Consider the following 21,698-nt stretch of genomic DNA (forward strand, 5'->3'; position numbering starts at 1 on the left):
CCAGGGCAGAGTCATCCGGCGCATTCTGCGCCACCTGCACCTGACCGAGCTGCCCCCACCCCAGGCACCTGCCAGGGGCCAGCACAGCAGGCGCTGTGGGAGTGACGCACGGCTGAGGGATGCACTCTATGGCGGAGCCCAAGGAGAGCGGTCGCCAGCGCAGGGGAGGGGGGGCAGGAGCGCGAAGGGCGGGCCTGCTCGGGGCCCTCCTGCACCGTCCAATGCGTGTCGCGCGGCCCTCCTGGACGACCACCTACCCCGGCCCTCGCCCGCAACAGGGCTCCCATTCCGCCTATGCTCAACACGGGCGCGTTGGTCTCTGTCTTCACATGGCCCACCTCTTGCGCAACCTTGGCTCGCTCATTGAGCAGGTGCAGGCTCTGCGCGTCGATCGCATCGATCTTTTCGCGCAGCGGTTTTAATTTGTCATTCATGAGCTGCTGGAAGGGAAAACAGGCGCTGTTGCTTGCGTATCAGCGGCCCGCAAATTCGTTCAGGTAATCGACCAGTGCTTGGACACCCTCGAGTGGCATCGCGTTATAGATCGATGCGCGCATACCGCCGACGGACTTGTGGCCCTTCAGTTGCAGCAGGCCGCGCGCTTTGGCGCCGGCCAGGAATGCTTCATTCTTGCTTTCGTTGCGCAGGTAGAACGGTACGTTCATGCGCGAGCGGTATTCTGGTTGCACACGATTCTGGTAAAAATCGTCCGCGTCGAGCGCCGCGTATAGCAGCTTGGCTTTTTCAATGTTGCGGCGTTCCATCTCGGCCACGCCGCCCTGGCGCTTGAGCCACTGGAACACCAGGCCGGCAATGTAGATGCCGTACGTGGGCGGCGTGTTGTACATCGATTCGTTGTCCGCCACGTTCTTGAAGTCGAACGCGGACGGGCAGTATGGCAGCGCCTTGCCGATCAAGTCGTCGCGCACGATGACCACCGTGACGCCGGCCGGGCCGATATTCTTTTGCGCGCCGCCGAAGATCACGCCGTATTTCGATACGTCGACGGGGCGGGACAAAATGTGCGACGACATGTCGGCCACGCCACGATATCGGTGCTGCCCTGCACTTCCGGCACGAAGCTGATTTCCACGCCGTCGATGGTTTCGTTGGTGCACAGGTGCAGGTACGACGCGCCCGGCGTCAGCTTCCATTCCGATTGCGGCGGCACGAACGTGTAGCCATTGTCCTTGGCCGATGCGGCCACGTTGACGTTGGCATAGCGCGCCGCTTCCTTGATGGATTTCGACGACCACGAACCGGTCTGAATGAAGTCGATGGTGGCGCCTTCCTTGCCGACGAGGTTCATCGGAATGACAGCGTTTTGCGACAGGCCGCCGCCTTGCATGAACAAAATCTTGTAGTTGTCCGGCACGGCCAGCAAGTCGCGCAGGTCACGTTCAGCCTGGCGGTAAATCGAAATGAATTCCGGGCCGCGGTGGCTCATTTCCATGACGGACATCCCGCTGCCATGCCAGTCCAGCATTTCAGCGGCGGCCTGGGCCAGCACTTCTTTGGGCAAAACGGCTGGGCCGGCGGAGAAGTTATAGATGTTTGTCACAACAAAATCCTTATAAACAAAAAACGGGGCCGTATCATTGTCGCATCAATCTGAGAAAACGACACAGGCCCCGTTATATCAGCTGTTCTCCGCAGCGGCGGCGCCGGGCGAGGAGGAGGCACCAGCGTCAGGTGCGGAAGAGTCAGCGCGCCCGGAGGCTGGGGCGGGCGGGGTAGCAGCGCAAGACGTGCGCAGTGGACGTCTTCTCCTGCCCGAGCGAGGTGCGGAGGAAGGAGGCGGGTGCAGGCGTAGCTCACCCAGGACAGAGTCATCCGGCGCATTCTGCGCCACCTGCACCTGCCCGAGCTGCCCCCCAGGCACCTGCCAGGTCAGGGGTTCCAGGCCTTCACGGCGTACTCGACGATGACCCGGGCGAGCGCGTCCTCGAGCACGGGCAGGTCGGCCCTGAAGGACATGTTCGCGCGCCCCGGCACCGACGCGAGGACCGTATAGGGCGGCGCATCCCCCGGCGCCTTGCGCTCGCCATCCCACTTCACCATCACCACCGCCCCGTCCTGACGCATGCGCTCGATCAACGGCAGGACGGCGTCCAGTCCCGACCAGTCCTCGGCGATGGGCTCGAGCCCGAGCAGCGGGAAGAGCGCGGTGACCGCGGCGCGGTAGAGGTGGGCCTTTCGGAACGGTCGGCCCTTCATCGCGTCCGCCAACAGCTCCAGCGCATCGTGGAGCGGCTCGCTCGCTTTGCTCATTCCCGCCCACACGGGATGCCCGGCCACGCGCTGCTTGGCCTCGTCCAGGGACACGCCGAACAGGTCCATGACTGCCTTCATGGAGGGCACGATGGGCACGCCCTGCTCCTGGAGGACGACGATCGACTCGTCCATCGAGAGCCCAGCCTGGACGCGGGCGCGCAGGGCATTCACCACGAGAGCGTATTCGGAGGAAGACATGGCTCCAGCCTACCCTCGCGCCACGCCGGAAGCCCCGTGCCTACCAGACGTAGGGAATGAGCCGGGAACGCGTCTGGCGGCGGTAGGCGTCGTAGCCGGGCAGGTCGCGCACGAGCAGCTTCTCCTCGTCCAGGATCCGCCCCACGAGCGTCAGCGCCACCAGCAGAGTCGCCCACCACCCCCACATCGAGCCGAGCGCTAGCGGAATGCCCAGCAACAGCACCAGCGCTCCCGAATACATGGGGTGGCGGACGACGGCGTAGGGCCCGGTCGTCGTCACGGTCTGCCCGGCGCCCACCTCGACGGTCGCCGCGGTGAAGGAGTTCTCCTGGAACACCCGGGCGATGATCCAATAGCCGAGCGCCACGAGGCCATCGCCCCCGAGCGACACCGCCCACGGCAGGCGCGGCCCATGCCAGCGCACGTCGAGCGCGGGCAGCACCAGCACGCCCACGAAGCCGAGGCTCGCGAGGCTCTGGAGGAGCTTCTGGAGGGGACGAGACTCGGCCGCGGGCCCGGACTTCAACCGGCGCTCGAGCAGGGCGCGGTCGCTGCGCAGCAGGCGCAGGGTGACGGCGAGCGCGGCGCCCAAAAACACCCCCAGCAACACCCAGCCACGCCCATACCGCGCCGTCCCGGCGGGCACGAAGACGAGCAGCGCCATCACGCCGGCCAACCGCGCCAGGCCCACGAAGGCGCGCCACCGCAAGGACCGCTCGGCCATAAGACCTCCCGGGAGTGAAGCCACGCGACCATCACCCGCCTCGCCGTCCTCCCGCAATCCACGAGGGTCCTCACCAGGGTGAGCTAATCTGCGCCCATGTTGAAGAAGACACAACTGCTGCTTGCCGATCACTCCGGGCGGCTCGTCGTGGCGACGCACTGCGCGGAGCTGATCGACGCCGGGGAGTTCGGGGGGGAAGGCCCCGTGCGCCACACAGCGGCGGTCTCTAGCCTGCCCCCCCAGCTTGAGGAAAACGATAAAAAATGAAAGCGACCTTCTTCCTCGTTGCCTTCGCCGCCTTCGCCGCTGCTGCTCCTCAAGGCAAGCCGGTAGACACCACCCCAAGACGCTGCGGCGGCTCCTCCGGCAAGAAATGCCTTAAGAAAGAAATCTGTGTCGGCGAAAAGGAAATCAAGGACGGCGTCGGCGTCTGCCTCGCGGACCCAAAGCCCTGCGGCAACTTCTTTGGCGATCGCTGCTTGAACAGGACCGATTACTGCATCAACGACCCAAGAATCAGCTGCCCACCTGGTGTTATGGACTGCGGTGGTGGTGTGTGCATTCCGGGGGCGTGGGCTAAGCAGTTTGGGTTGTAACTAAATTGATCGGGCCGGCGCGAGGGCCACCCCAGGTCGCGTGGTGTTGAGGCTCAAGCCATAGCCAACAGGCCCAGGCCCCTGCCGCGCCCCTCGTGGGAGGGCGGCCTGGACAGGCGTGTACCGGCTCACCATCTACTCGGGGATGCTCTTTAATCACCGCGTTCCCAGGGCTGCTCTCCGATGAATCCCTCCCAGTCCTCGGCGGTTACGCCCTTGGGCCGCCGCGGCTGGAACCGCAGGACACTGGCCAGCCAGTCGGACCTCCGGATGGGCCAGGCTCGCGTAACGGTCAGTGGCGGAATGCGCTGCCCAGGGCCCTCGTGCTCGAACGTGCCCGACCTGGTGAAGACAGGCCAGAGGCCCAACAAGGGCGGCGTGATGCCTTCGAGCAAGGCGGCCTGGAGCCGATCATGGCCATCCAAGACCAGCCATTTCTGGGGCAGCTCCATGTAGAGCAACAGCACCGGGGGGAGTGTTCCATCCCGGGCGTGTTTTCGCCACGCCTTCACGCGACTGGCGTCAGGACGTGAGGGCTCCCGCAGGGCCAGCACAGCCCCCATCTTCGCCTCGGGCCAGATGTGGGCACTCGGGCCGCTCCAGCTCCATCGCTCGACCCAGAAGCGGTCGAAGCGCATCACGGACATCAGGGTGTGGGCCGGTTGCGGGTCGTAGCCAAAGCCAACATTCGGAGGGGAAATGCCCTGAGCATCCTCCTCGGAAACAACCCCGACTGGATGAATGGCCCAGCGGCCGGAATGGAGAATGGTGGAGGCCGCGTCCTCGAGTTCGCGCGCGAAGTGTCGTGTCCAGGATTCCCACCATCCTGGGGAACCGGCTTCCTGGGTCGTGCCCCGCGCCCGTGAGGCCTGAATGGGGGGAAGTACCCAGGGAAAGGGGGGACGGACGGCCCCCCGCAGGAAGCCACAGCAAGACCACCGTCTGTGCATGCGCATCCAAAACAACGGCTGGCCCTGGCTCATCAGCCGGACGCGCTGCTCCGAAGAGGCTTCGAAGTGCAGGGAGGGCCTCCGCCGCCAGATTCCTTCGTGAGGCACGTCCATGCGCAGCCCCGGGCCAGCGGGCACACGCCACGCCATGTCGTCCGGCCCCACGATGAAGCGCCCAGCCATGTCGCTCTTCGTCCCTTCCGCCGCCACGCCCTTCATTCCGGCCGTAGGGCAGTCTAACGCGGAGAGCCGTTGCGCTGAAGGCAGGCGAGGTGGTGGCGGAACCAGGCGGCGAGCTTCGCGAGCGGAGTCGCCGCACCGTCCGGGCCAGCTCGGATTGCAGACAGCTGCGCTTCTAACTCTTTCTAGAGGGCGGCCCGGAACCGGGGGCAAAAGAAAAGCCCAGCAACCCCTTGAGATTGGTGGGCTTCCCAGGTTGTCCCCGACGGGATTCGAACCCGTCGGGGAGGAGTACCCCGAACCCGCGAGCCGTGGTCGTGCCCGAACCGGGATTACCACTGAGCGGGGTCGGCAGGTCGTGCCCGCGCCGACTACCCTGGCCCTCGCCCGCTACAGGGCTCCCATTCCGCCTATGCTCCCGAGTGAGCGGGGCGCGGCTGCTTGTCCGCGTCTGCCCGCCTGGAGGAGGATGGTGGAGCCCGGCCAGGAAGGCCCGACCACAGGGGGAACACCATCCATGAAGAACCCGGACGTCCCACGCGGGGCGACGCTCACGGAATTCGAGGAGGAGCAGCGGCGGCGGATGGCGTTGCTGACACCGGCGGACACCGCGCGCGGGCTGTACCTCAACGGAGTGCTGGAGGTGGTGCGAGAGCTGGGCAGCGAAACCGCGATGCGGCAATGCCTGGAAGCGGCGGGAGAGAAGAAGTTCGTGGACTTCTTCAGCTACTCCTCCAGGGCGCACCTCGCGCTGGTCTACACGGCGGCGAAGCTGCTGCACGACAAGTACGGCGGCTTCGAGAAGACGCTGTGGCACATGGGCTACAAGGGGACGAAGAACTTCTTCGCCTCCGCCGTCGGCAAGACGATGTTGGTGGTGGCCCAGGGAAGCCCCAAGCGGCTGCTCACCGCGCTGCCGGCTGCCTTCTCCGTGTCGGTCAGCACCCTTCAAGGAGAGGTACGATGGACGGGGCCGAACAGCGCCACCTTCATCCTCAAGCGCGACTTCATGCCGCTCATGTACACCGAGGGGGCGCTGCAGGCAGTCTTCGAGAACGCGAAGGTGCAGAACTTCCAGATGCGCTCCCGCGAGCCGGAGCCGCTCGTCGGCGAATACATGCTGAGCTGGGAATGAGCCCACGGCACGGCCGTGCCCCCGCCCGATAATGGACCGAGCCCCAGGGCGGGCATCGCCTCTCCGCCCCTCGTCGAGCGGGAGGTCCATCCCACTATGCTCGCAACCGAGGCCATCCTCCCGCCGGAGGCCATCGCCGGCACGCGTTACCCGGAGCAGCAGATGAAGGTGCTGGACAGTGAGAAGCGTTGAGACCGTGGGGAGCGCTGCGCGCGGACGCTCAGGCTCGGCGCCGCACGGGCCCTACTCCGGATCTTCGAAAGCGGATCGTGCTCCGTCCATCAGCTGTTCCATGAATCGGCCGCGCTCGCCAGGAGGCGCTCTGCAAAAAAGTTTGCACGAAGCGCGCAACTGAATCTCGCCGTACGCCCAGCGAACAGCCATCTGGTGTTGATCGAGCTTGAAAGGCGGTATCGGTCCCGTCTCCCGAAGCTTATCGATGAACATGCGCAGGAACTCGGCGGGCGATGGCGTCGCCTGGGCGGTCGGGGATGGTGGCGAAACGACCGGAGCGCCAGAAACGTGCGCTCCCGCAACGAGACGTGATCCGGCGGCGAGCTCGTTGTCATCTATGGTGGCCGAAACGCGCGAGCACATCGCCTCGAGCGCTCACTTCCGATTCGGGCCGAAGAGGTGTTTTTGTCGCAAACGCTGTCGGCCCCGGCGCTTGAACTCGATCACGTCATCCCGGCCTTGGAGCGCGTCGCATAGGCGTTCGTCACGCGCGGACTTTCCAGCACCTCTACCCGCCCACCCGCGCTTGACCGCCGGCCCTGCGATGTGATGGTTACGCCGCTCGGAGGGCTTCAATGCTCGGGACAATTCTCATCGGTGTTGCGGGTGTCTTGGTCCTTTTCGTGGCGGTGGCGGCCACACGGCCGTCCGCCTATCACGTCGAGCGCAAGCTCGCGGTCGCTGCTCCAGCCGATCTCGTGTTCGGTGTTCTCAACGACCTCCATCAGTTTGCCGGTGTCTTGGTCCTTTTCGGGTCGCAGTGGGAGAAGCTCGAGCCCAACATGCAGAAGACCTTCGAAGGCCCCGCGGCGGGCGTCGGTCAGTCGTATTCGTGGAGCGGCAAGGAAGTCGGCAAGGGCAAGATGACGATCGAAGAGAGCATCCCTGGCCAGAAGGTGGGCATGAAGCTCGAGTTTGTGGAGCCGATGGAGTCCACGGCAAGGTGTGTGCTCACCCTTGAGGGTACGCCGACCGGCTCGTTCGTGACGTGGTCGATGGATGGGAACCACAATTTCATAGGCAAAGCCTTCGGCATGTTCATGGACATGGACAACATGCTCGGCGCCGACATCGAGAAAGGGCTCGCCCAGCTGAAGACCGTCGCCGAGGGCAAGCAGGTAGCAACAGCGGCCGCTGGCGCGGCTCAGGCTGACGCCGACAAAGCCGCCGCCGAAGAGTAGGCGTGCGGGAAGAATTCTCAGCGAGACGCACACCGGCTATTTGTTCAGCGACGAGTCGGCCGCTCGCTCACAACACCTCCGCGAACTCCGACCGTGCCGGCATCACCGCAAGGGATAGGGGGAATGGGGGCCCTCCCTGCTACGCAGTGACGCTTCTACCGAGGAAGCTCCGGGCCACCCGTCAAACGCTTCTATGAGCAGCACCCGTGGGCTCGGGAGCTCACGAGGCTATGGCAGAGCGAGCAGCGGCTGTTCTGCGCCTTCGCCATGCTTACGGTGGAGGCCGAGGACATCCAGGGGTCGCTGCGCGGGAACGCTCAAACTGCCTGGCTCGATGAAGGTGTGCGGAGCCGAGTGGAAGGGAGGAGAGGGGCGCTGGGAAGGACGGCTGCTCTGACGGAAAGGCATCCCCTATGTGGAGGGGGCTGGATGCTTCAACCAGAACTTGCGTCCCCTACTTCGTAGGGCTGCTTCCAAGAACTCCGAGAAGGACGTGGCGATCTGTTTGCACTGCTTTGGATCCGGCCACGCTTCATGCCACCCGTCGATGAGGGGATAACCGCCGTCTTCCTGGCGACTCATGTCCACCACGACGTAGTCGCCATCCTGTAGATAGCAGAGCGCATACACCGAGGCTGGACCCCACTGGTCGTCGTCTTCGTCGTAGATGGCCACCCTCGCCCGGATGATCTCGGACAAGGGAAGGATGCGGTAGGGACAACCTGGTCGCTGCTTGAACAGCTCGGCCCCGTTGCAATGCAGATAAAAAGCCCGAAGGTTCGGATCCAATCGCCAGCCCACTCGCTGTTCGAACTCGTTGATTTCCTCGGGCGTGGCGGGGGGATACGGAAAGTGGTCGCGGGAGACCTCTTCGAGCAGGCGCCTCATGGACGTGGCCATTCTCAGTTGTCCGTGTACGGAAGGTCGGGACCTGCTGAATTCCAGGGCGATTGGCCTCTGTAGCAGGCGGGGTACGTCTTGTCCTCCGCTCTCGCCCACGCCTTCAACAGGGCCCCCATCCTCCTGTACTTCTGGTCCTGTTCACTCAGTGCGTCCGGGCCGGCGACTCCGCGCGGGCCAGGAGCTCCAGGATACGGGTGTGCAGCGAGGGATCGTCCTGCACCGCGTTCGCCAGGAACCGCAACGTCTGAGCAACCGCGGGGCCGCCCTCCAGCTGCTCCGCGAGCAACCCCACCAGGAGTGGTTCGACGCCCGAGTGCAGTCCGCCGGACACCACCGTGTCCCGCAGCGCCACCAGGGCTCCCGCGTCCAACCGATGCGTCCGGAGCGCCACGATCGCCTCGGACTGCACTGAGCGGGAGGAATCCCGGGCGAGCCGCAGCAATGTCGCCGTGGCCTCCGGCGTGTCCGTCTTGCGCAGCGCCGCGGCCGTCGTCGCACGCACCGGCTCCTCGGGATCCGCCGCATGCGCCAACACCGCCGCCATGCCTTCCTCGCGGCCCGCGTTGCCCAGCGCCCGCAGGTACGTCTCGCGATCCCCCGCCGAGCGCGCCGTCCCCAGCTCGTCCACCAGCATGCGCGTGTAGCCCCCCGCCCGCGCATCGTCCGCCGCCAGGTTGCCCCCCGCCGCGCCCAACGCATAGGCGCTCGCGTTGCGCACGTTCTCCCGCTGCTCCGCCCGCGCACGCGCGTGGTACTGCATCAGGGACTCCAGCGTCTCCGTCGTCGGCTCCTCCACCATTCCCAGCCGCTGGAGCAGTAGCTCATACGCCTGGGGGTTGCCTCCTCGCGCCACATCCATCTCCAACAACTCGCGCATCACCCCCTGCGCCTGCGCGTTCCCCGCCGAGGCCAGCACGTCCATCAGCAGCGCCCTGCCCTCGTCCCCCAGCTCCGGCCGCGCGAACACCGGCACCAGCTCGCGGCAACGCTCCGGCTCCAGCATCAGCCGCCCGCTGGCCCGCCACACCCAGCGGTTCTTGTCCGGCATGTTGCCGCTGGCGCCGTACTTCAGGAGGTCCGCCACCAGCTGCTCCACCGTCAGCTCCCCAGCGCGCTGCTGCAACAGTTTGCGCTCGAGCTGCGCGCTGGCGGTGATGACGCCCGGCTGACGCACCTCCGTGTGCGCCGCCAACCCCATATCCGCTGGCGGGGTGAAGGTGCCCAGCTCGCGCAGCGACAGCCGCAGCAACTCCTTCGAATCCAGCAGCAGCACCCCGCTCTGGTTCCGGACGACGAGGCGCTCCTGGTGGCTCACCCCGGACAGGTGCCCGGCCTCGGCGAAGGCGAAGCGGGCCTGGGACTCGAGCTGCTGCGATGCGCGCTCCATCTCCGAGGGCACCACGTACAGCCGCGTGTACGCCGAGCGTCCCCGGTGCACGGCGTGGGAATCGTCCGCCTCCACCTCGTAGGTGGAGCGCACCTGGCCCTGCGATGTGCTCTCGAGTACCTCCCACCGTCCGGCGCTCCGCTGGGCCTCCTCCACCGGCAGCGTGGGCTCCACCAGCGTGAGCAGTTCCTGCAGGAGGTGTTTGAAGACGCTCGGGTCCTGCGGGGCAAAGCGCAGCGAGCGCAGGTTGCCCGCCCCATCCACCTCGAGCAGCGCCTCGTGGCCGGTGAGCGCCGCGGTCAACGAGGCAGCATCCGGCTCCGGCTGCGAGGAGATGCGCAGCATGGGCTCGCGCAGGTTCTCCAGCGAGGCCCCCAGCAGGAAGGACTCCCCGTCGCGGCCCAGCGCGCGCAGGACCAGGTCCCCGGACAGCCGCCTCGCGCCATCCATGGGGGTGACCTTGCCCTGCTCCCGGCCGGGCAGCGGTGGCAGCAGGCGCTGCTCGGTGCGCCACTCCAAGGTGTAGACGTAGCGTGTGCCCACGGACCAGGAGGGCCGCACCGTGAAGGAACGCACGGCGCTGGCGGCGGCCCGAGGCGCGTCCGCGGTCGAGGGGACAGCAGGGGCCGGAGCCAGCTCGGCGTCCGGGCGGAGGAGGAAACCCAGCGCCAGCGCGGCGACAGTGGCCACGACGCCCGCCAGGCGGAGACGAGTACTCTTCAACATGATCAACTCCTTCGAGACGAGACGGGGGCGGTACAGCGGCCCCGGGGCCCATTACGGACCCCGGAGCGGATGGAGATAGCGCGGGCTCAGAGCAGCAGACCCAGCGGCACCTTCTTGTGCTCCTCGAGCTTCATCGTGCTCTTCGACCCGGTGAACTCGAAGAGCACCACCTCCGCGGGGTCCAGCAGGATGACGTCGAGGAAGAGCTTGATGGAGCCATCGAGCGCCCTCAGGGTCACTGCCAGCTCCGCGTCCGACTTGAACATCACCTGGGACGTCAACGAATCGAGAAAGACGGCCAGCTCCACGTTGACCGGCACCTCCGCACCGATCAGGGTGAGCGAGCCGCTGATGCCCGCGGAGGCGAACCAGACATCCACCGCGACCGCGACGGCGGCATCCACCTTCGCCCAGGGCATCACGTTCGAACCGAGCGTGAACCTGCACCCCGGAGAAACCCCACCATGGACTCCGGCATTGATGCCGACGGAGCCGATGATGCTTCCGGACACGGTGATGGGGATGCCCATGATGGGGATGGGGATGGAGACCTTGAGGAACTCCTGCTTGGCGCTCTTGGAGTTGGCGAACGAGAAGGTCGCCGGGTAGTTGCCGCTGCTCTTGTAGATGTCGGAACCCACCACGCGCAGAACCACCGCGTAGCCGACGTTCTCGTCTCCGGTGTTGGTGCTCTTGTCCTGGGCCGTCGCATCGCCGCTGGCGTAGAAGATCTCATTGTCGGAGCCGAAGAGCTGGGCCCTGGCGCGCAGGTAGGCGTTGGCGTGCGAGTCGAAGGCCTCGCAGACGCCGAGATGCGACGCGGTGGCGTTGAACTCCCAGCCCGCCCCGTACTCGTAGCTGGCACCCGCGTCCGAGTCGCCGAACCCGCCCGAATCGCTCTTCTTGAACGAGCGGCGGATCTTCTGTGTCCACGCCGTCATGATGGTGGGCTGGCCGTCCAGCCAGCGCTTGTACGAGGCGATATAGGAATCGAGCTTGCGGGCACCGGTGGTGTAGTCGCCCTCCAGACCGCTGATCCCCAGCTGGCCGGCGTTGCGCACGAAGCTCTGCGCGCCGAAGTCGTTGCCGGTGATTTCCAGGCAGCGCTGGAAGTTCGTCTCGCGGCGGGGGACCATCTCCGCGTCGATCAGCACCTTGAAGCGCTCGGGGGACCAGTCGCAGCGCATGCCGCTGGTCAGCCCGAGGCAGCCCTGCGCCTGGGCGTCCTGCAGGCCCGCCTCGATTTCCATGTCGAGTCCGCGCAGTTGCGCGGCCACGCTCGCGCTGAGCTGCCGCAGGGCCGTGCTGTCCAGGGTCTGCCGCTCACTCTCGTATCTGGCCCAGATGGCATTGCGGCGCTCGACCACGTCGGCGAACTGCTGCTGCTTCTCGAAGAGCTAGTTGAGCTCGTCGTCGTTGTAGCCCTGGAGCGAGCTGCTCATCTGCTGGTTCCAGCTCCACGTGGGCGTGTAGAACTGGCGCCCCGCCGTCGGGACGAGCGCCAGCAGCTCCGGGTTGATGTGGTACGGAGAGCTGCCGTCGGGGTACGGCCCCTGCTCGGCCAGGAAGTACAGGTTCTTGGGGATGGCCTGGCTGCCGAAGACAGAGCCCAGCACGTTGCCCGAGCGATCCCTCAGGTCCCGGTTGGCGATGCCGTCCGAGGCATACGCGGCGTTGAAGATGGCGCGGTAGTCCGTGCCGTAGCGGCCGAGCCGATCCTCGAAGCGGCTGTAGTCGTAGTACTTCTCGTAGACATACTCCTCGCAGGAGGTGAGCTGCTCACCGTTGGTATTCCACTGGGTGAGCAGCGCGTTCTGCGCCAGGTCCGAGTCGTTCAGGTTCGTGAAGCCCTTGCGGTGCAGCAGCTGGTTCTTCAACACCGTGCCCACGTACGTGCCGGTGCCGCCCTCCACGCGAATCGTGCTCGGGTCCTGGTGGTGCGAGACGCGCACGGTGGACACGCCCCCACCCAGCGCGTCGGGCAGCTTCGCTACCCGCTCCTCCGTCAGTGCCGCCCAGGCCTCGTTGAAGGCGGCCTCGATGAGATCATTGCACCGCTGCGCGTAATACTGTCCGCAGACACTCCGCAGGTAGCCGTCGGCCAGGCACTGCTGGAGCGTCGGCTCGGGCTCGGTGCACGTCGGAGCCGTGATGGCGGCCGAGGCGCTCCCGGCCCCCAGCGCCACCGTCAGCGAGGCGCCCGCCCAGGCGCTCCGCTGAAGCCAATCCCTCATCACTCTCTTCAGCTTCATGTGTTGTCCTCGTATGTCTGTTCTGGCGAAGTAGCCGAGCCACCCCAGAGCACGAGGCGTGCCGGACATGCCGTGGCGGGCGGACGAGGGCATGTACAGAGAGGGATGGGGCCCGAAACGCCGGGTAATGCGCCGAGCGGCCCGTGGGTGGACTCGTCCGGCACACCTCGTCTTGCCAGGAGATGCAAAAGTTGCACGGCCGTTCGCGGCTGGGGATCGCAATCCTTGCAATCCAGCGTCGGAAGGTGGCTACCGGGCGCGCGCCACGGCTTTCGTGCCCCCGACGGGATTCGAAGTCCCCTCCAATCCTGGAGACATTTTGGAGGGAGCGGGACTTCGCCAGGTACCTGGAGTGCGGGGTGCCGCATCCGGCCCCTCGCCCCCACCTGCTCGGCGTCCGGCCGTCCACCGCCCCACAGTGCACCCAGAAGCGCGCGCAGGGCCCGCGCCTGTCGCGGCTCCATCTCCAGCCTTGAGAAAACAGTCTGGCAAAATGCCACGCCCGCCTGTCCCCTCTCATTCCCTCCGAAAGGGGGTTGCCCCACCTCCCCGCGCGCATGGCATCCTCGGCATCTTTGAGCACAAATGAGGCTGGGGATTCATGCACTTCGAGTTGGCCTTCGTGCTGCTCTTCTCCATCGCGACGGCGGTGGCGATCGCGGCGCGTTACTTCAAGTTCCCGTACACGGTGGCGTTGGTGCTGGCGGGCCTGGGCCTGGGCATCGTGCATGCCTTCGAACCGCCGCACCTGACGAAGGAGCTGCTGTTCGCGGTCATCCTGCCGGGCCTGCTGTTCGAGGCGGCCTTCCACGTCGACTTCCGCAAGTTCTGGAAGAACAAGCTGGCCATCACCTCCATGGCGATTCCGGGCGTGGTGGCGTCCATGGCGCTCACGGCGCTGTTGTTGTCCCCGGCGATGCGGGGGATGAACGCGCTGGAGGGCTTCGGTCTCATCCACGCGATGGTGTTCGCGTCGCTCATCGTGTCCACGGACCCCATCGCGGTGGTGGGCCTGTTCAAGGCGCTGGGCGCGCCCAAGCGGCTGGCCATCCTGGTGGAGGGCGAAAGCCTGCTCAATGACGGCACCTCCGTGGTGCTCTTCACGCTGGTGGTGGGCGTGGCCGGAGGCCAGACCTTCACCGTGGGCGGCGCGGTGATGGACTTCATCAAGGTGGCGGGCATGGGCGCCCTCATCGGCGCGGCGGTGGGATGGGCGGTGTCCAAGGTCATCCTCCGCGTGGAGGACGCCATGGTGGAGATCACCCTCACGGTCATCGCCGCGTACGGGTCCTTCGTGGTGGCGGAGCACTTCCACTATTCGGGCGTCATCGCGGTGGTGGTGGCGGGCCTCCTGTGCGGCAACTGGGCGGCGCGCCTGGGCATGGGCCCCACCACGCGCATCGCGGTGGAGAGCTTCTGGGAGTACCTGGCGTTCGCGCTCAACTCGGTGGTGTTCCTGCTCATCGGCCTGGAGGTGCAGCTGACGTCGCTGCTCCAGTCGTGGCTGCCCATCCTGCTGGCGTACGGGGCGGTGGTGCTGGGCCGCGCGCTGGTCGTCTACAGCATGTCCGGCCTGTTGCGCTTCACGTCGGAGAAGCTGCCGTGGAAGTGGAGCGCGGTGCTCACCTGGAGCGGCCTGCGCGGCGCGGTGTCCATGGTGCTGGTGCTGGGCCTTCCGGACGACTTCGCCCACCGCGAGCTGCTGGTGAACATGACGTTCGGCGTGGTGGTGCTGTCCATCATCTTCCAGGGCCTCACCATGGCGCCGGTGCTCAAGGCGCTGGGCATCACCGGCCTCAAGGACGTCTACCAGGAGCAATACGAGCTGGCCCGCGGCCGGCTGGGCGCCATCCACGCGGCGCTCGGGGCGCTGGAGGCCATGCGCCGCGCGCGGGAGATTCCGGTGGACGTGCTGGAGCCCCTGGAGCGCGACTACCAGCAGAAGGCGCAGGAGGTGGAGCAGGAGCTCACCACGCTCAAGCAGCAGTCCACCCGCTTCCACGAGGAGGAGCAGCAGGAGGCCATCCGCCGCGTCCTCATCGTGGAGAAGGACGCCCTGCTCAACGCCTACCAGCAGGGCACGCTCAACAAGGAGGTCTTCGAGCACCTCTCCGCGGAGCTGGACGAGCGCATCGCCAAGGCGAAGGACGCGGAGGCCCACGTGCCGCAGGAGGACGCCCGCGCCTCACCTCCGGAAGCCCTGGCCTCCTGAGCGCCCGGGGCCAGCGACCCGACCGGGCCTCTCCCCTCGTATGAAATCGACGAGGCCGCGGCCCGTCGATTTCGGGCCGGCCTTCCCTGGGGACTTCTACACGGGCCATGCCCCGGACGAATCCATCTCGCTCGAGAACCTCGACATCACCACCCGCATGGTCGCCGAGGCCCTCCACTCCCTGGCCCTCTCGCCGCCCGCGAAGTGAGCGCGCGCAGCGGAGGCCCACCGTGCTCCCGGCTCATGCGGAAGGGACTCGGGGACCTCTTCTCGGAGCCCAAGGCGAGCGGTGGCGTGCGCAGGGGAGGGGGGCCTGGAGCGCGACGGGCGGGCCTCCTCTGTTGTCCCGGTGAGCGACCCTTCACCGACCTGGCACCACGCTCGCACCCTGGCGCGAGGTTTGCTGTGGGCTCCAGTGCCCAGCGTCAATTACTTTTCCCCTTGGCGACAATTACACTTCCCCATCGGGTTGATGTTCTGACTGCGTTCACTTCATCGTCGCTGTAGTGGTCGTTACGTCCGTCGGAGCCTCTGGGTCGGTCATCTCCTGTGCCGTGGCTGTTACTCGTCCTCGGGCGCCGTACGCGGGGCCTTGTCGACCGGCTCCCGGCTCTTGGCCTTCTCGCTGCGGTAGCTGTCCGGCGGGCACGCCGTCAGATGAGGGAGGCCCGGGCATCGAGGCAGAGGTACGCCTTGGCCTCGAGCGATTCATCCGGATGGGCCACCAGCTTGAAGAAGAGCGTCCGGTTGAGGCGGATGGGCCACTTCGCCCCGGGGAACCTCACGGTCTCGGAGCCGATCCACTCCAGCGCGGCGAGGCCCCGCTCCGGGGTGCAGACCCCCACATGGGCCAGGTGCTGGATGAAGCGCTCCCAGTCCGGACTCTCGCGCGAGGTGCCGCGCAGGGTGTAGTCGAAGGCCACGGTGGGCCGCACCCGGCCTCCCTCCTCCAGCTCGAGCTGCACGTGGAGGTAGCCCCAACCCGGGCCGAGCGCCTCCCGCAGGAGTGCGAGCTGCCGCTCACTGCCTGTCCACCCCACCGCGCGCAGCCAGGGCTCGACCCCGTCCGAGGGGAGGATCGCTCCGAGCCGCAGGTTCTCGCTCCCCCGCTGCGGCATCACCACCGCGTGCATCAACTGCCCGTCCTCGGGGAGCCGCGCCGCGCAGCGCTCCAGCGCATCGAGCCGGGCGGGGTCCGGCGAGTACCCCGGCAACAGGCCCAACGCATGGTGGGCGAGCCCGCGCACCGCAGCCGCTTCCTGCCGGGGCCACTGCCCGGAGCCCGGGTGCTGTTGGCGCTCGAGGTAGTACGGGTCCAACGGGACGAAGACGAACGGGTCCGGCTCGGCGCCAGGGTGCAGGTCGTACTCCAACCACACCAGTTGCGCCTGCTGGTCCAGGAGCGAGCCCGGCCGGACCCAGTCCTCCAACAGGGCTCGGGCCGAGCCCAGCGCAGGCACAGCCTCTCCCGAGGCCAGCAGCCGCCGGAGCGTGTCCTGGCCTCCGGGGCCACGGAGGGCGCACACCAGCAGGTCCACCCGCTCCTGCGAGGGCTGCAAGCGGCACTCGATACACGAGCCACGCCAGTGGCCGGGAATCCTCGCCGCCTGCCGCAGCAAGCGCGCCCGGGCCTCGGGTGGAACGAGCGCCGGAGGCAGCCGGTGCTCCAGGGCTTGAAGTTGTTCGTGGATGGTCCTGGGCACGGCGTCCTCCGGGCTCGTCAGCGGGTGTCTCTTCTGGAGTGGTTCAGCCAGAGCTCAGACCGCGCGCACGGTGAAGGCACCGGGCAGGGTGCCCATGCCCCCGGCACCGAGCACGACGACGTCATAGGTCCCCGGCGCGGGCACCTGGACCAGCGCGGTGAGGGTGGAGCGGCCGGTGGGCTCGCGCCGCACCTGGATGCCCGTGCCCTGGACGGAGCACGAGGGCGTCTGGAGGACGAGCTGCGTTCCCTCGCGGAAGCCCTCTCCGGTGAGGGTGATGCGCGTGGGCTCGTTCACCACCGCCTCGTGCCGCTCGAGCGACTGCAGCTTGAGGTCGGCGCGGCCCCAGAAGCGCTGGTTCCGCTCGCCCTCGAAGGGCACGGACCGGAGCTCCTCGCCCAGGAGCTTCAGCACCCCATCGAAATCGTGCCGCTGGAGGGAGGCAATGCCCTCTTCGGACACGCCGTACTCCTCGAGCACTCCGTCGGGGTCGGACTCGAAGCGCTCGCGGAGCGCGGGGTTGCGCAGGAAGTCGGAAAGCAGGTGTAGCAGCATGGTGGGCTCCTAGTGTGGGGACGGCGGGGGTGAGACAGCGGGCAGCGGGGGGACGTAGCCGCTGAAGAGGAAGAAGTTGCCCAGGTGCGGGCTGGCCGAGGCGGTGAAGACGTCGAGGACGGGCGAGCGGACGTAGTCCACCTCCAGCACCTGTCCGGGCTCGAGCGGCCGGGCCAGGGCGAGCCAGTTCTGGCCGGGCACCCAGGTGTACCCGGACGGCTCGAGCGCCACGCCATCCAGACGTACCCCGGTGATGGCGTCGAGCCTCCGGTCCTCCAGCGTCACCACGGCGCGGCGGGACTCGGGTGCGAAGCGCACGTGCCGAGTCTCCAAATGGAGCCGTCGCAGGTTGGCCACGGCGAGCGACTGGCCGATGGAGGGACTCGCCCGGGTGCGGTACGCGGGCTTGGTGCCGAAACCGCTCGCGCTGCCCTCGAAGAACAGGAACGGGGCTCCCGCGAACTGGACTCCCATCTGGCTCGTCAGCAGATCCAGGTACCCATCCGCGTTGACGTCGGCCAGCAGCAGCTTGGAGCTGTTCTCCGTCCGCTCGTAGCGCCAGACCGGCAGGGAGCCCTGCTCGGGCTGGTAGAGGAAGACTCCGGTCCTGCACGAGGTGCTGCCGTGACAGTTCCTGGCCGTGGCGATCGCCAGCCCCTTGCCGTCCCCCACTCGGCCCACGTCCACGCCATACTCGACGCTTCCCTCGAGATGGGCGGCCCGCTCGGCGACCCACTGGGGCTCACGTGGCAGGGGGACCTCTCCCCCCTCCGGCGCATGGCCATAGAAGACCGAGGCCCGCTCGGCGGCGAAGACCAGGTCCATCCACCCGTCCTGGTTGACGTCAGCGGCGACGACCTCGGGGGACAGCAGCGGCGTGCGGCTCTTCCAGCCCGGCGTGGAAGCCAGCCGGCCTCCCTGGTTGAGGTAGATGCGCTGCGCCGCCCCGGCTCCGGGTGCGCCGGAGCCGGCCTCGTTGAAGACCGCGACGGCGAGGTCCAGATCTCCATCCGCGTCGAGGTCGGCGAACGCACAACCTCCCGGAGTGAAGCCACTGTCCGTGACGTAGGAGGGCGTGTCCTCCAGGCGGCCCTCGTGGTTCAGGTAGACCTTGATGTGCCCCGTATCGGGAGTGCGGTACCGGTCGAAGAGCACCGCGACGGCGACGTCCAGCCAGCCATCACCGTTGAGGTCCCCGACGGAAAGCCCGCCCTGGTAGTCGATGTCTCCCGAGTACCAGTTGGGCGACGGGGTGAAGACAGGAGGGGTGGCGGTCTTCCGGTGGTAGTAGACGACGAGCGGCTGGGGGCTCAGGTCGTTGCCGTTGGAGAGCACCAGCTCCGGCCAGCCATCCCGGTCGAGGTCCACCAGGGCCGCCCCGGTGGAATAGAAGCCCATGTGCCAGAGGGTCTGAGTGGGCTCGGGCTTGTAGATGCGCGCGAGCGGAACGGAGGGCCGGGCGTTCCCCGCGAGCGCGGAGTAGGACGCCAGCAGCCCCATCCATAGAACAAACCCACTCCAGATTCTTTGTGGTGCCATCGCCCATCCCGCACGCGCACGAGTGTCGCGTCCAGGACAGCACCCTAAGTAGAGCCTCTGACATGCCTTCGTCCGCGCGCCTCCCGTCGCGGCTCAGGCGTTTGCCAGCTCCTTGCCCTCGGATGCGGAGGCGCAACGCATGGGCTGCGCCTCGCCGTACGTGAGCGAGCGCTCCCCCAAGCAGGAGTGGAGGAGGCGAGCGTGGCGCCCCAGGCAGCGGTCAGCAAGGAGCCGATGAAGGAGAAGACGCCGCGAGGAGACTTTCACCTGCCCGAGCTGCCCCCAGCCCAGGCACCAGCAAGGGGGCCACGGCAGCAGGCGCTGTGGGAGTGAAGCACGGCAGAGGGATGCACTCTTTGGCGGAGCCCAAGGCGAGCGGTCGCCAGCGCAGGGGAGGGGTGAGCCTGGAGCGTGACGGGCGGGCCTGCTCGGGGCCCTCCTGCTCCGTCCAATGCGTGTCGCGCGGCCCTCCTGGACGACCACCTACCCCGTGTTCCAGCGAGGAGGCTACGGCGCCAGCGTGAACTTCGAGATCTTGTCCTCGGTCGGCTGCGTGATCCACAAGGTGTTTCCCACGCCGCGGGCGAGCCCCCAGGCGCCGAGGACTGTCTGCACCTCGGTGACCACCCCGTTCGGCGTTATCTTCGCGAGCTGCTTGCTACCGTAGTACTCGGTGAACCAGATGTTGCCGTCCGGGCCGGCCACGGGATTCCACGGCTGCGGCGAGCCGGCGAGGGGAAAGAGCGTGATGGTCCCCGTGGGCGTGATGCGCCCGATCGTGCTGCTGGCCGGCATGGTGAACCAGATGTTGCCATCGGGGCCGGCGCCGATGGTGTGCGGCTGGTCCACCGGCCCGAACTCCGTGATGTTCCCGTTCACGTCGATGCGGCCGATCTTGTTGCCTTGGTGTTCCGCGAACCAGAGCGCGCCGTCCGGTCCGACCGTGATGCCCAGCAGGTTCGGGTAGATGCTGCTCGTGACCGCGTACTCGGTGAACACGCCCGACGTCGTCATCTTGAAGATCTTGCCCCCCATGGTGAACCAGAGGTTCCCATCGGGGCCGCTCGTGATGTCACCCGGAAAGCTCTGATAGCCCCCATCGTTCGGGGGCGTGAACTCGGTGACCACGCCCGCCGGCGTGAGGCGCCCGATCGTCGAGGCCATCGTGAACCAGATGTTGCCGTCCGGGCCCACGACGAGCTGGTCCGGGTTCGACGGCGTGGGGAACTCGGTGACCTTCCCCTTGGTGTCGAGCCGGCCGATCCGCCCCCAGACGTCCGCCGACTCCGTGAACCACACGTTGCCGTCGGGCGCGACTGTGATGTCGTTCGGCTGCAGGGAGGGGTTCGGCAGGCTGTACGTCGAAAGGGAGCCGGACGAGCCGCCCGACGCGAGCGCGGCGAGCGAGGTGAGCGCGACGGCGAGGGCGAGATGTTTTCCGGGCTGTCTCATGGTGGTCTCCGGGGAGCGGCGTCGTTTGCCGCGTGAGATTATTCGTGAATACCTGTCGTGAATATCCGTAATTCCCGCTATAACGGTATTGGGCGATATTTGGTTTGACAATCAATTGGGGCGTGTTGGCCGGTACCAGCTCGACCTGCTTGGGATTCTGCTTCTGGTCGGACCAACACCTGGCTGGTCGTTTCGAAGTGAGCGCCGTAAGGCACACGCCATCCCGTCACGGGGTGGACGGATGCTCCGGCAGGCCCGCCAGGAGCGCCGCCGCAGCTGCGTTGAAGGCTTCGGGCACCTCCAGGAACGGGGCGTTGTCGCGCGGCCCTCCTGGACGACCACCTACCCCGGCCCTCGCCCGCAACAGGGCTCCCATGCCGCCCATGCTCGTGATTGGCTCGGGGTCCGGGGGCGAGGGGGGCCGCCATGAAGGCCGCGTGCAGCGGTTGGTGGACGTGCAGACGGACCACCCCGAGCTGCGCGTGGAGCTCCTTCCGTGGCCTTGAGGGGCGTGTTTGCGCTGGTCGGGTTCTTGCTCTACGGCGAATCCCATGACCGGTAACGCATCGCGCACCACGAGGACGACGCACCCGCGACGAGCTCTTCTGGCCCTGGCTTTCGGGGGGCTGCTGGCCGCTGGCCTCTGGTTCGGCTTCCGCCCCGAGAGTGCGGCTCGTCAGCCACAGGTGCCGTCAGGCCCACGGCGGGCCTCCGCCAGCAGGGAGGTGGACTCCGGTGGAGACAGGGCCGGCTCGACGGAAGGGAACCGGAAGCGCGAGCTGACGGAGCTGCCCCCGCCGAGGCTCCAGTTCGCGGCGCAGGACGTGGCGAACACGCCCATCTCCATTCCCTGGCTCAGTCGATTCGACGCGAGCATCCAGTTCGACGAGGAGCTCGACATGAGCTCCCTGGAAGGCCGGATGACCGTCGTGCCCGAGAAAGCCATTGCGGGACTGCAATGGGTTCCGAGCCAGTCGGTGACTGACATGCGCCCGATGGGTGAACCGCCCGGCACCCGGTTCACCGCGGTCCAGTTCTGGCTGGTCCGCCCCATTTCGAGCGACCCCATCGTCATTACCTTCTCGCCGGGGATTCGCGGCAGGAGTGGTCGGCTCTTGGCGCAGGAGGCCCGTTTCGAGCTGGTGGTGCCCGGGGAGGGGCCGCCGGTGATGGTGCTCGAGGGAAAGGGCTACGCGGCCGCCGGTGCGGCCCTTGGGCCGGTGAGGGCCACCAGCGAGTCTTCCGAGCGGGAGCCCGTCTTCGTCGCGGGCCCGGCCACCTTGCACATCGACTTCCGCATCCCGGTCGATACCGAGAAGGTCGGCGCGGCCGTTGCTCGGCACTTCTCCGAGCGCGGTTTCACCGTGGACCCGCCACAGTGGGACGCCGAGGGACGGGCCCTGACACTGCCCATTCAAGACATGCCTCGGGAGACCCACCACTCCTTCAGCACCAGAGACCTGGCCGAGGTGCCGGGCCCCCTCTTCGAGAGCAGCA

24 protein-coding genes are annotated in these 21,698 nt (G+C 67.2%); 9 read left to right on the top strand and 15 right to left on the bottom strand.

Annotation, left to right across the window (positions count from 1 at the left end):
• Positions 1 to 11: 11 nt before the first annotated feature.
• The 5 genes from DAT35_RS62490 to DAT35_RS36740 all read right to left on the bottom strand — a co-directional run bounded on the left by DAT35_RS62490 (position 12) and on the right by DAT35_RS36740 (position 3,196).
• Positions 12 to 434 (bottom strand): chorismate mutase, encoded by a 423-nt coding sequence (locus DAT35_RS62490; RefSeq protein WP_199243097.1) that lies wholly within the window; start codon positions 432 to 434, stop codon positions 12 to 14.
• Positions 435 to 473: 39 nt separating this feature from the next.
• Positions 474 to 1,034 carry a 3-phosphoserine/phosphohydroxythreonine transaminase gene (gene serC, locus DAT35_RS61910; RefSeq protein WP_255415230.1) on the bottom strand — a complete coding sequence of 187 codons (561 nt, stop codon included), beginning with the start codon at positions 1,032 to 1,034 and terminating at the stop codon, positions 474 to 476.
• The gene (locus DAT35_RS61915) at positions 983 to 1,561 is read right to left on the bottom strand and encodes an aminotransferase class V-fold PLP-dependent enzyme (RefSeq protein ID WP_255415231.1); all 579 of its coding nucleotides are present in this window, start codon (positions 1,559 to 1,561) and stop codon (positions 983 to 985) included. Before DAT35_RS61915 ends, serC begins: the two co-directional genes overlap by 52 nt.
• Positions 1,562 to 1,890: 329 nt before the next feature.
• Positions 1,891 to 2,472 (bottom strand): hypothetical protein, encoded by a 582-nt coding sequence (locus tag DAT35_RS36735; protein WP_108073910.1) that lies wholly within the window; start codon positions 2,470 to 2,472, stop codon positions 1,891 to 1,893.
• Between the two features lie 40 nt (positions 2,473 to 2,512).
• The gene (locus DAT35_RS36740; RefSeq protein WP_199243098.1) at positions 2,513 to 3,196 is read right to left on the bottom strand and encodes an isoprenylcysteine carboxylmethyltransferase family protein; all 684 of its coding nucleotides are present in this window, start codon (positions 3,194 to 3,196) and stop codon (positions 2,513 to 2,515) included.
• Between the two features lie 96 nt (positions 3,197 to 3,292).
• Between DAT35_RS36740 and DAT35_RS59415 the strand changes: the two genes are divergently transcribed.
• Both DAT35_RS59415 and DAT35_RS58425 read left to right on the top strand, forming a co-directional pair.
• Positions 3,293 to 3,463, top strand: coding sequence for a hypothetical protein (locus DAT35_RS59415; RefSeq protein ID WP_158502060.1), 171 nt, complete (start codon positions 3,293 to 3,295; stop codon positions 3,461 to 3,463).
• Positions 3,460 to 3,792, top strand: a complete 333-nt coding sequence (locus tag DAT35_RS58425) for a hypothetical protein (RefSeq protein ID WP_146210048.1) — start codon at positions 3,460 to 3,462, stop codon at positions 3,790 to 3,792. Before DAT35_RS59415 ends, DAT35_RS58425 begins: the two co-directional genes overlap by 4 nt.
• Positions 3,793 to 3,944: 152 nt before the next feature.
• On the opposite strand, the gene DAT35_RS58430 is transcribed toward DAT35_RS58425, so the two are convergent.
• Complete coding sequence (locus DAT35_RS58430) at positions 3,945 to 4,430, bottom strand: hypothetical protein (protein WP_158502061.1); 486 nt, start codon at positions 4,428 to 4,430, stop codon at positions 3,945 to 3,947.
• Between the two features lie 1,009 nt (positions 4,431 to 5,439).
• Between DAT35_RS58430 and DAT35_RS59420 the strand changes: the two genes are divergently transcribed.
• Positions 5,440 to 6,057, top strand: a complete 618-nt coding sequence (locus DAT35_RS59420) for a TIGR02265 family protein (RefSeq protein ID WP_158502062.1) — start codon at positions 5,440 to 5,442, stop codon at positions 6,055 to 6,057.
• A gap of 809 nt (positions 6,058 to 6,866) precedes the next feature.
• Positions 6,867 to 7,472, top strand: a complete 606-nt coding sequence (locus DAT35_RS36755; RefSeq protein ID WP_108073913.1) for an SRPBCC family protein — start codon at positions 6,867 to 6,869, stop codon at positions 7,470 to 7,472.
• A gap of 411 nt (positions 7,473 to 7,883) precedes the next feature.
• On the opposite strand, the gene DAT35_RS36760 is transcribed toward DAT35_RS36755, so the two are convergent.
• The 4 genes from DAT35_RS36760 to DAT35_RS36775 form a co-directional block, all read right to left on the bottom strand.
• Positions 7,884 to 8,372 carry an SMI1/KNR4 family protein gene (locus DAT35_RS36760; RefSeq protein WP_108073914.1) on the bottom strand — a complete coding sequence of 163 codons (489 nt, stop codon included), beginning with the start codon at positions 8,370 to 8,372 and terminating at the stop codon, positions 7,884 to 7,886.
• A 145-nt stretch (positions 8,373 to 8,517) separates the two neighbouring features.
• Entirely contained in the window at positions 8,518 to 10,488 is a 1,971-nt protein-coding gene (locus DAT35_RS62185) for a HEAT repeat domain-containing protein (protein ID WP_108073915.1), read from the bottom strand.
• Between the two features lie 86 nt (positions 10,489 to 10,574).
• Positions 10,575 to 11,855, bottom strand: a complete 1,281-nt coding sequence (locus DAT35_RS36770) for a hypothetical protein (protein ID WP_108073916.1) — start codon at positions 11,853 to 11,855, stop codon at positions 10,575 to 10,577.
• Between the two features lie 30 nt (positions 11,856 to 11,885).
• On the bottom strand, positions 11,886 to 12,740 hold the full coding sequence (locus DAT35_RS36775) for a hypothetical protein (protein WP_108073917.1): 855 nt from the start codon (positions 12,738 to 12,740) through the stop codon (positions 11,886 to 11,888).
• 601 nt (positions 12,741 to 13,341) lie between these two features.
• Between DAT35_RS36775 and DAT35_RS36780 the strand changes: the two genes are divergently transcribed.
• Both DAT35_RS36780 and DAT35_RS36785 read left to right on the top strand, forming a co-directional pair.
• Positions 13,342 to 14,952, top strand: coding sequence for a Na+/H+ antiporter (locus DAT35_RS36780; protein WP_108073918.1), 1,611 nt, complete (start codon positions 13,342 to 13,344; stop codon positions 14,950 to 14,952).
• A gap of 40 nt (positions 14,953 to 14,992) precedes the next feature.
• A complete protein-coding gene (locus tag DAT35_RS36785; protein ID WP_199243099.1) occupies positions 14,993 to 15,160 on the top strand; it encodes a hypothetical protein in 168 nt (55 codons plus the stop codon).
• A 445-nt stretch (positions 15,161 to 15,605) separates the two neighbouring features.
• Here the strand turns inward: DAT35_RS36785 and DAT35_RS36790 are convergent, their stop codons facing one another.
• From DAT35_RS36790 to DAT35_RS36800, 3 genes are read right to left on the bottom strand one after another with little or no spacing between them, the layout of a single operon-like run.
• Positions 15,606 to 16,655: a hypothetical protein gene (locus DAT35_RS36790; RefSeq protein ID WP_108073919.1), complete on the bottom strand. Its 1,050-nt coding sequence runs from the start codon at positions 16,653 to 16,655 to the stop codon at positions 15,606 to 15,608.
• A 54-nt stretch (positions 16,656 to 16,709) separates the two neighbouring features.
• Positions 16,710 to 17,210 carry a hypothetical protein gene (locus DAT35_RS36795; protein ID WP_108073920.1) on the bottom strand — a complete coding sequence of 167 codons (501 nt, stop codon included), beginning with the start codon at positions 17,208 to 17,210 and terminating at the stop codon, positions 16,710 to 16,712.
• 9 nt (positions 17,211 to 17,219) lie between these two features.
• The gene (locus DAT35_RS36800; protein WP_108073921.1) at positions 17,220 to 18,749 is read right to left on the bottom strand and encodes a VCBS repeat-containing protein; all 1,530 of its coding nucleotides are present in this window, start codon (positions 18,747 to 18,749) and stop codon (positions 17,220 to 17,222) included.
• 201 nt (positions 18,750 to 18,950) lie between these two features.
• Between DAT35_RS36800 and DAT35_RS61920 the strand changes: the two genes are divergently transcribed.
• Positions 18,951 to 19,082 (top strand): hypothetical protein, encoded by a 132-nt coding sequence (locus DAT35_RS61920; RefSeq protein ID WP_255415232.1) that lies wholly within the window; start codon positions 18,951 to 18,953, stop codon positions 19,080 to 19,082.
• A gap of 174 nt (positions 19,083 to 19,256) precedes the next feature.
• Here the strand turns inward: DAT35_RS61920 and DAT35_RS36805 are convergent, their stop codons facing one another.
• Both DAT35_RS36805 and DAT35_RS59425 read right to left on the bottom strand, forming a co-directional pair.
• Positions 19,257 to 20,201, bottom strand: a complete 945-nt coding sequence (locus tag DAT35_RS36805) for a Virginiamycin B lyase (RefSeq protein WP_108073922.1) — start codon at positions 20,199 to 20,201, stop codon at positions 19,257 to 19,259.
• A 226-nt stretch (positions 20,202 to 20,427) separates the two neighbouring features.
• On the bottom strand, positions 20,428 to 20,577 hold the full coding sequence (locus DAT35_RS59425; protein WP_158502063.1) for a hypothetical protein: 150 nt from the start codon (positions 20,575 to 20,577) through the stop codon (positions 20,428 to 20,430).
• Between DAT35_RS59425 and DAT35_RS61925 the strand changes: the two genes are divergently transcribed.
• Together DAT35_RS61925 and DAT35_RS36810 are read left to right on the top strand one after the other, a co-directional pair.
• Complete coding sequence (locus tag DAT35_RS61925; RefSeq protein WP_255415233.1) at positions 20,576 to 20,707, top strand: hypothetical protein; 132 nt, start codon at positions 20,576 to 20,578, stop codon at positions 20,705 to 20,707. The genes DAT35_RS59425 and DAT35_RS61925 overlap by 2 nt on opposite strands.
• A 45-nt stretch (positions 20,708 to 20,752) precedes the next feature.
• On the top strand, positions 20,753 to 21,698 hold a 946-nt coding region (locus DAT35_RS36810), incomplete at its 3' end, for a hypothetical protein (protein ID WP_146210050.1).

Origin of the sequence: Vitiosangium sp. GDMCC 1.1324 (genome assembly GCF_003044305.1) — a bacterium.
GTDB lineage: Bacteria > Myxococcota > Myxococcia > Myxococcales > Myxococcaceae > Archangium.

What these genes read in the sequence shown, in the direction of transcription:
- DAT35_RS59415 (WP_158502060.1), top strand. Translation starts at nt 3,293, where the DNA reads ATGTTGAAGAAGACACAACTGCTGCTTGCCGATCACTCCGGGCGGCTC.
- DAT35_RS36740 (WP_199243098.1), bottom strand. Translation starts at nt 3,196, where the DNA reads ATGGCCGAGCGGTCCTTGCGGTGGCGCGCCTTCGTGGGCCTGGCGCGG.
- DAT35_RS62490 (WP_199243097.1), bottom strand. Translation starts at nt 434, where the DNA reads ATGAATGACAAATTAAAACCGCTGCGCGAAAAGATCGATGCGATCGAC.
- DAT35_RS36780 (WP_108073918.1), top strand. Translation starts at nt 13,342, where the DNA reads ATGCACTTCGAGTTGGCCTTCGTGCTGCTCTTCTCCATCGCGACGGCG.
- DAT35_RS36760 (WP_108073914.1), bottom strand. Translation starts at nt 8,372, where the DNA reads ATGGCCACGTCCATGAGGCGCCTGCTCGAAGAGGTCTCCCGCGACCAC.
- DAT35_RS36805 (WP_108073922.1), bottom strand. Translation starts at nt 20,201, where the DNA reads ATGAGACAGCCCGGAAAACATCTCGCCCTCGCCGTCGCGCTCACCTCG.
- DAT35_RS36785 (WP_199243099.1), top strand. Translation starts at nt 14,993, where the DNA reads ATGAAATCGACGAGGCCGCGGCCCGTCGATTTCGGGCCGGCCTTCCCT.
- DAT35_RS36735 (WP_108073910.1), bottom strand. Translation starts at nt 2,472, where the DNA reads ATGTCTTCCTCCGAATACGCTCTCGTGGTGAATGCCCTGCGCGCCCGC.
- DAT35_RS58430 (WP_158502061.1), bottom strand. Translation starts at nt 4,430, where the DNA reads ATGCGCTTCGACCGCTTCTGGGTCGAGCGATGGAGCTGGAGCGGCCCG.
- DAT35_RS61925 (WP_255415233.1), top strand. Translation starts at nt 20,576, where the DNA reads ATGCCGCCCATGCTCGTGATTGGCTCGGGGTCCGGGGGCGAGGGGGGC.
- DAT35_RS59425 (WP_158502063.1), bottom strand. Translation starts at nt 20,577, where the DNA reads ATGGGAGCCCTGTTGCGGGCGAGGGCCGGGGTAGGTGGTCGTCCAGGA.
- DAT35_RS36800 (WP_108073921.1), bottom strand. Translation starts at nt 18,749, where the DNA reads ATGGCACCACAAAGAATCTGGAGTGGGTTTGTTCTATGGATGGGGCTG.
- serC (WP_255415230.1), bottom strand. Translation starts at nt 1,034, where the DNA reads ATGTCGTCGCACATTTTGTCCCGCCCCGTCGACGTATCGAAATACGGC.
- DAT35_RS59420 (WP_158502062.1), top strand. Translation starts at nt 5,440, where the DNA reads ATGAAGAACCCGGACGTCCCACGCGGGGCGACGCTCACGGAATTCGAG.
- DAT35_RS58425 (WP_146210048.1), top strand. Translation starts at nt 3,460, where the DNA reads ATGAAAGCGACCTTCTTCCTCGTTGCCTTCGCCGCCTTCGCCGCTGCT.
- DAT35_RS62185 (WP_108073915.1), bottom strand. Translation starts at nt 10,488, where the DNA reads ATGTTGAAGAGTACTCGTCTCCGCCTGGCGGGCGTCGTGGCCACTGTC.
- DAT35_RS36795 (WP_108073920.1), bottom strand. Translation starts at nt 17,210, where the DNA reads ATGCTGCTACACCTGCTTTCCGACTTCCTGCGCAACCCCGCGCTCCGC.
- DAT35_RS36755 (WP_108073913.1), top strand. Translation starts at nt 6,867, where the DNA reads ATGCTCGGGACAATTCTCATCGGTGTTGCGGGTGTCTTGGTCCTTTTC.
- DAT35_RS36775 (WP_108073917.1), bottom strand. Translation starts at nt 12,740, where the DNA reads ATGAAGCTGAAGAGAGTGATGAGGGATTGGCTTCAGCGGAGCGCCTGG.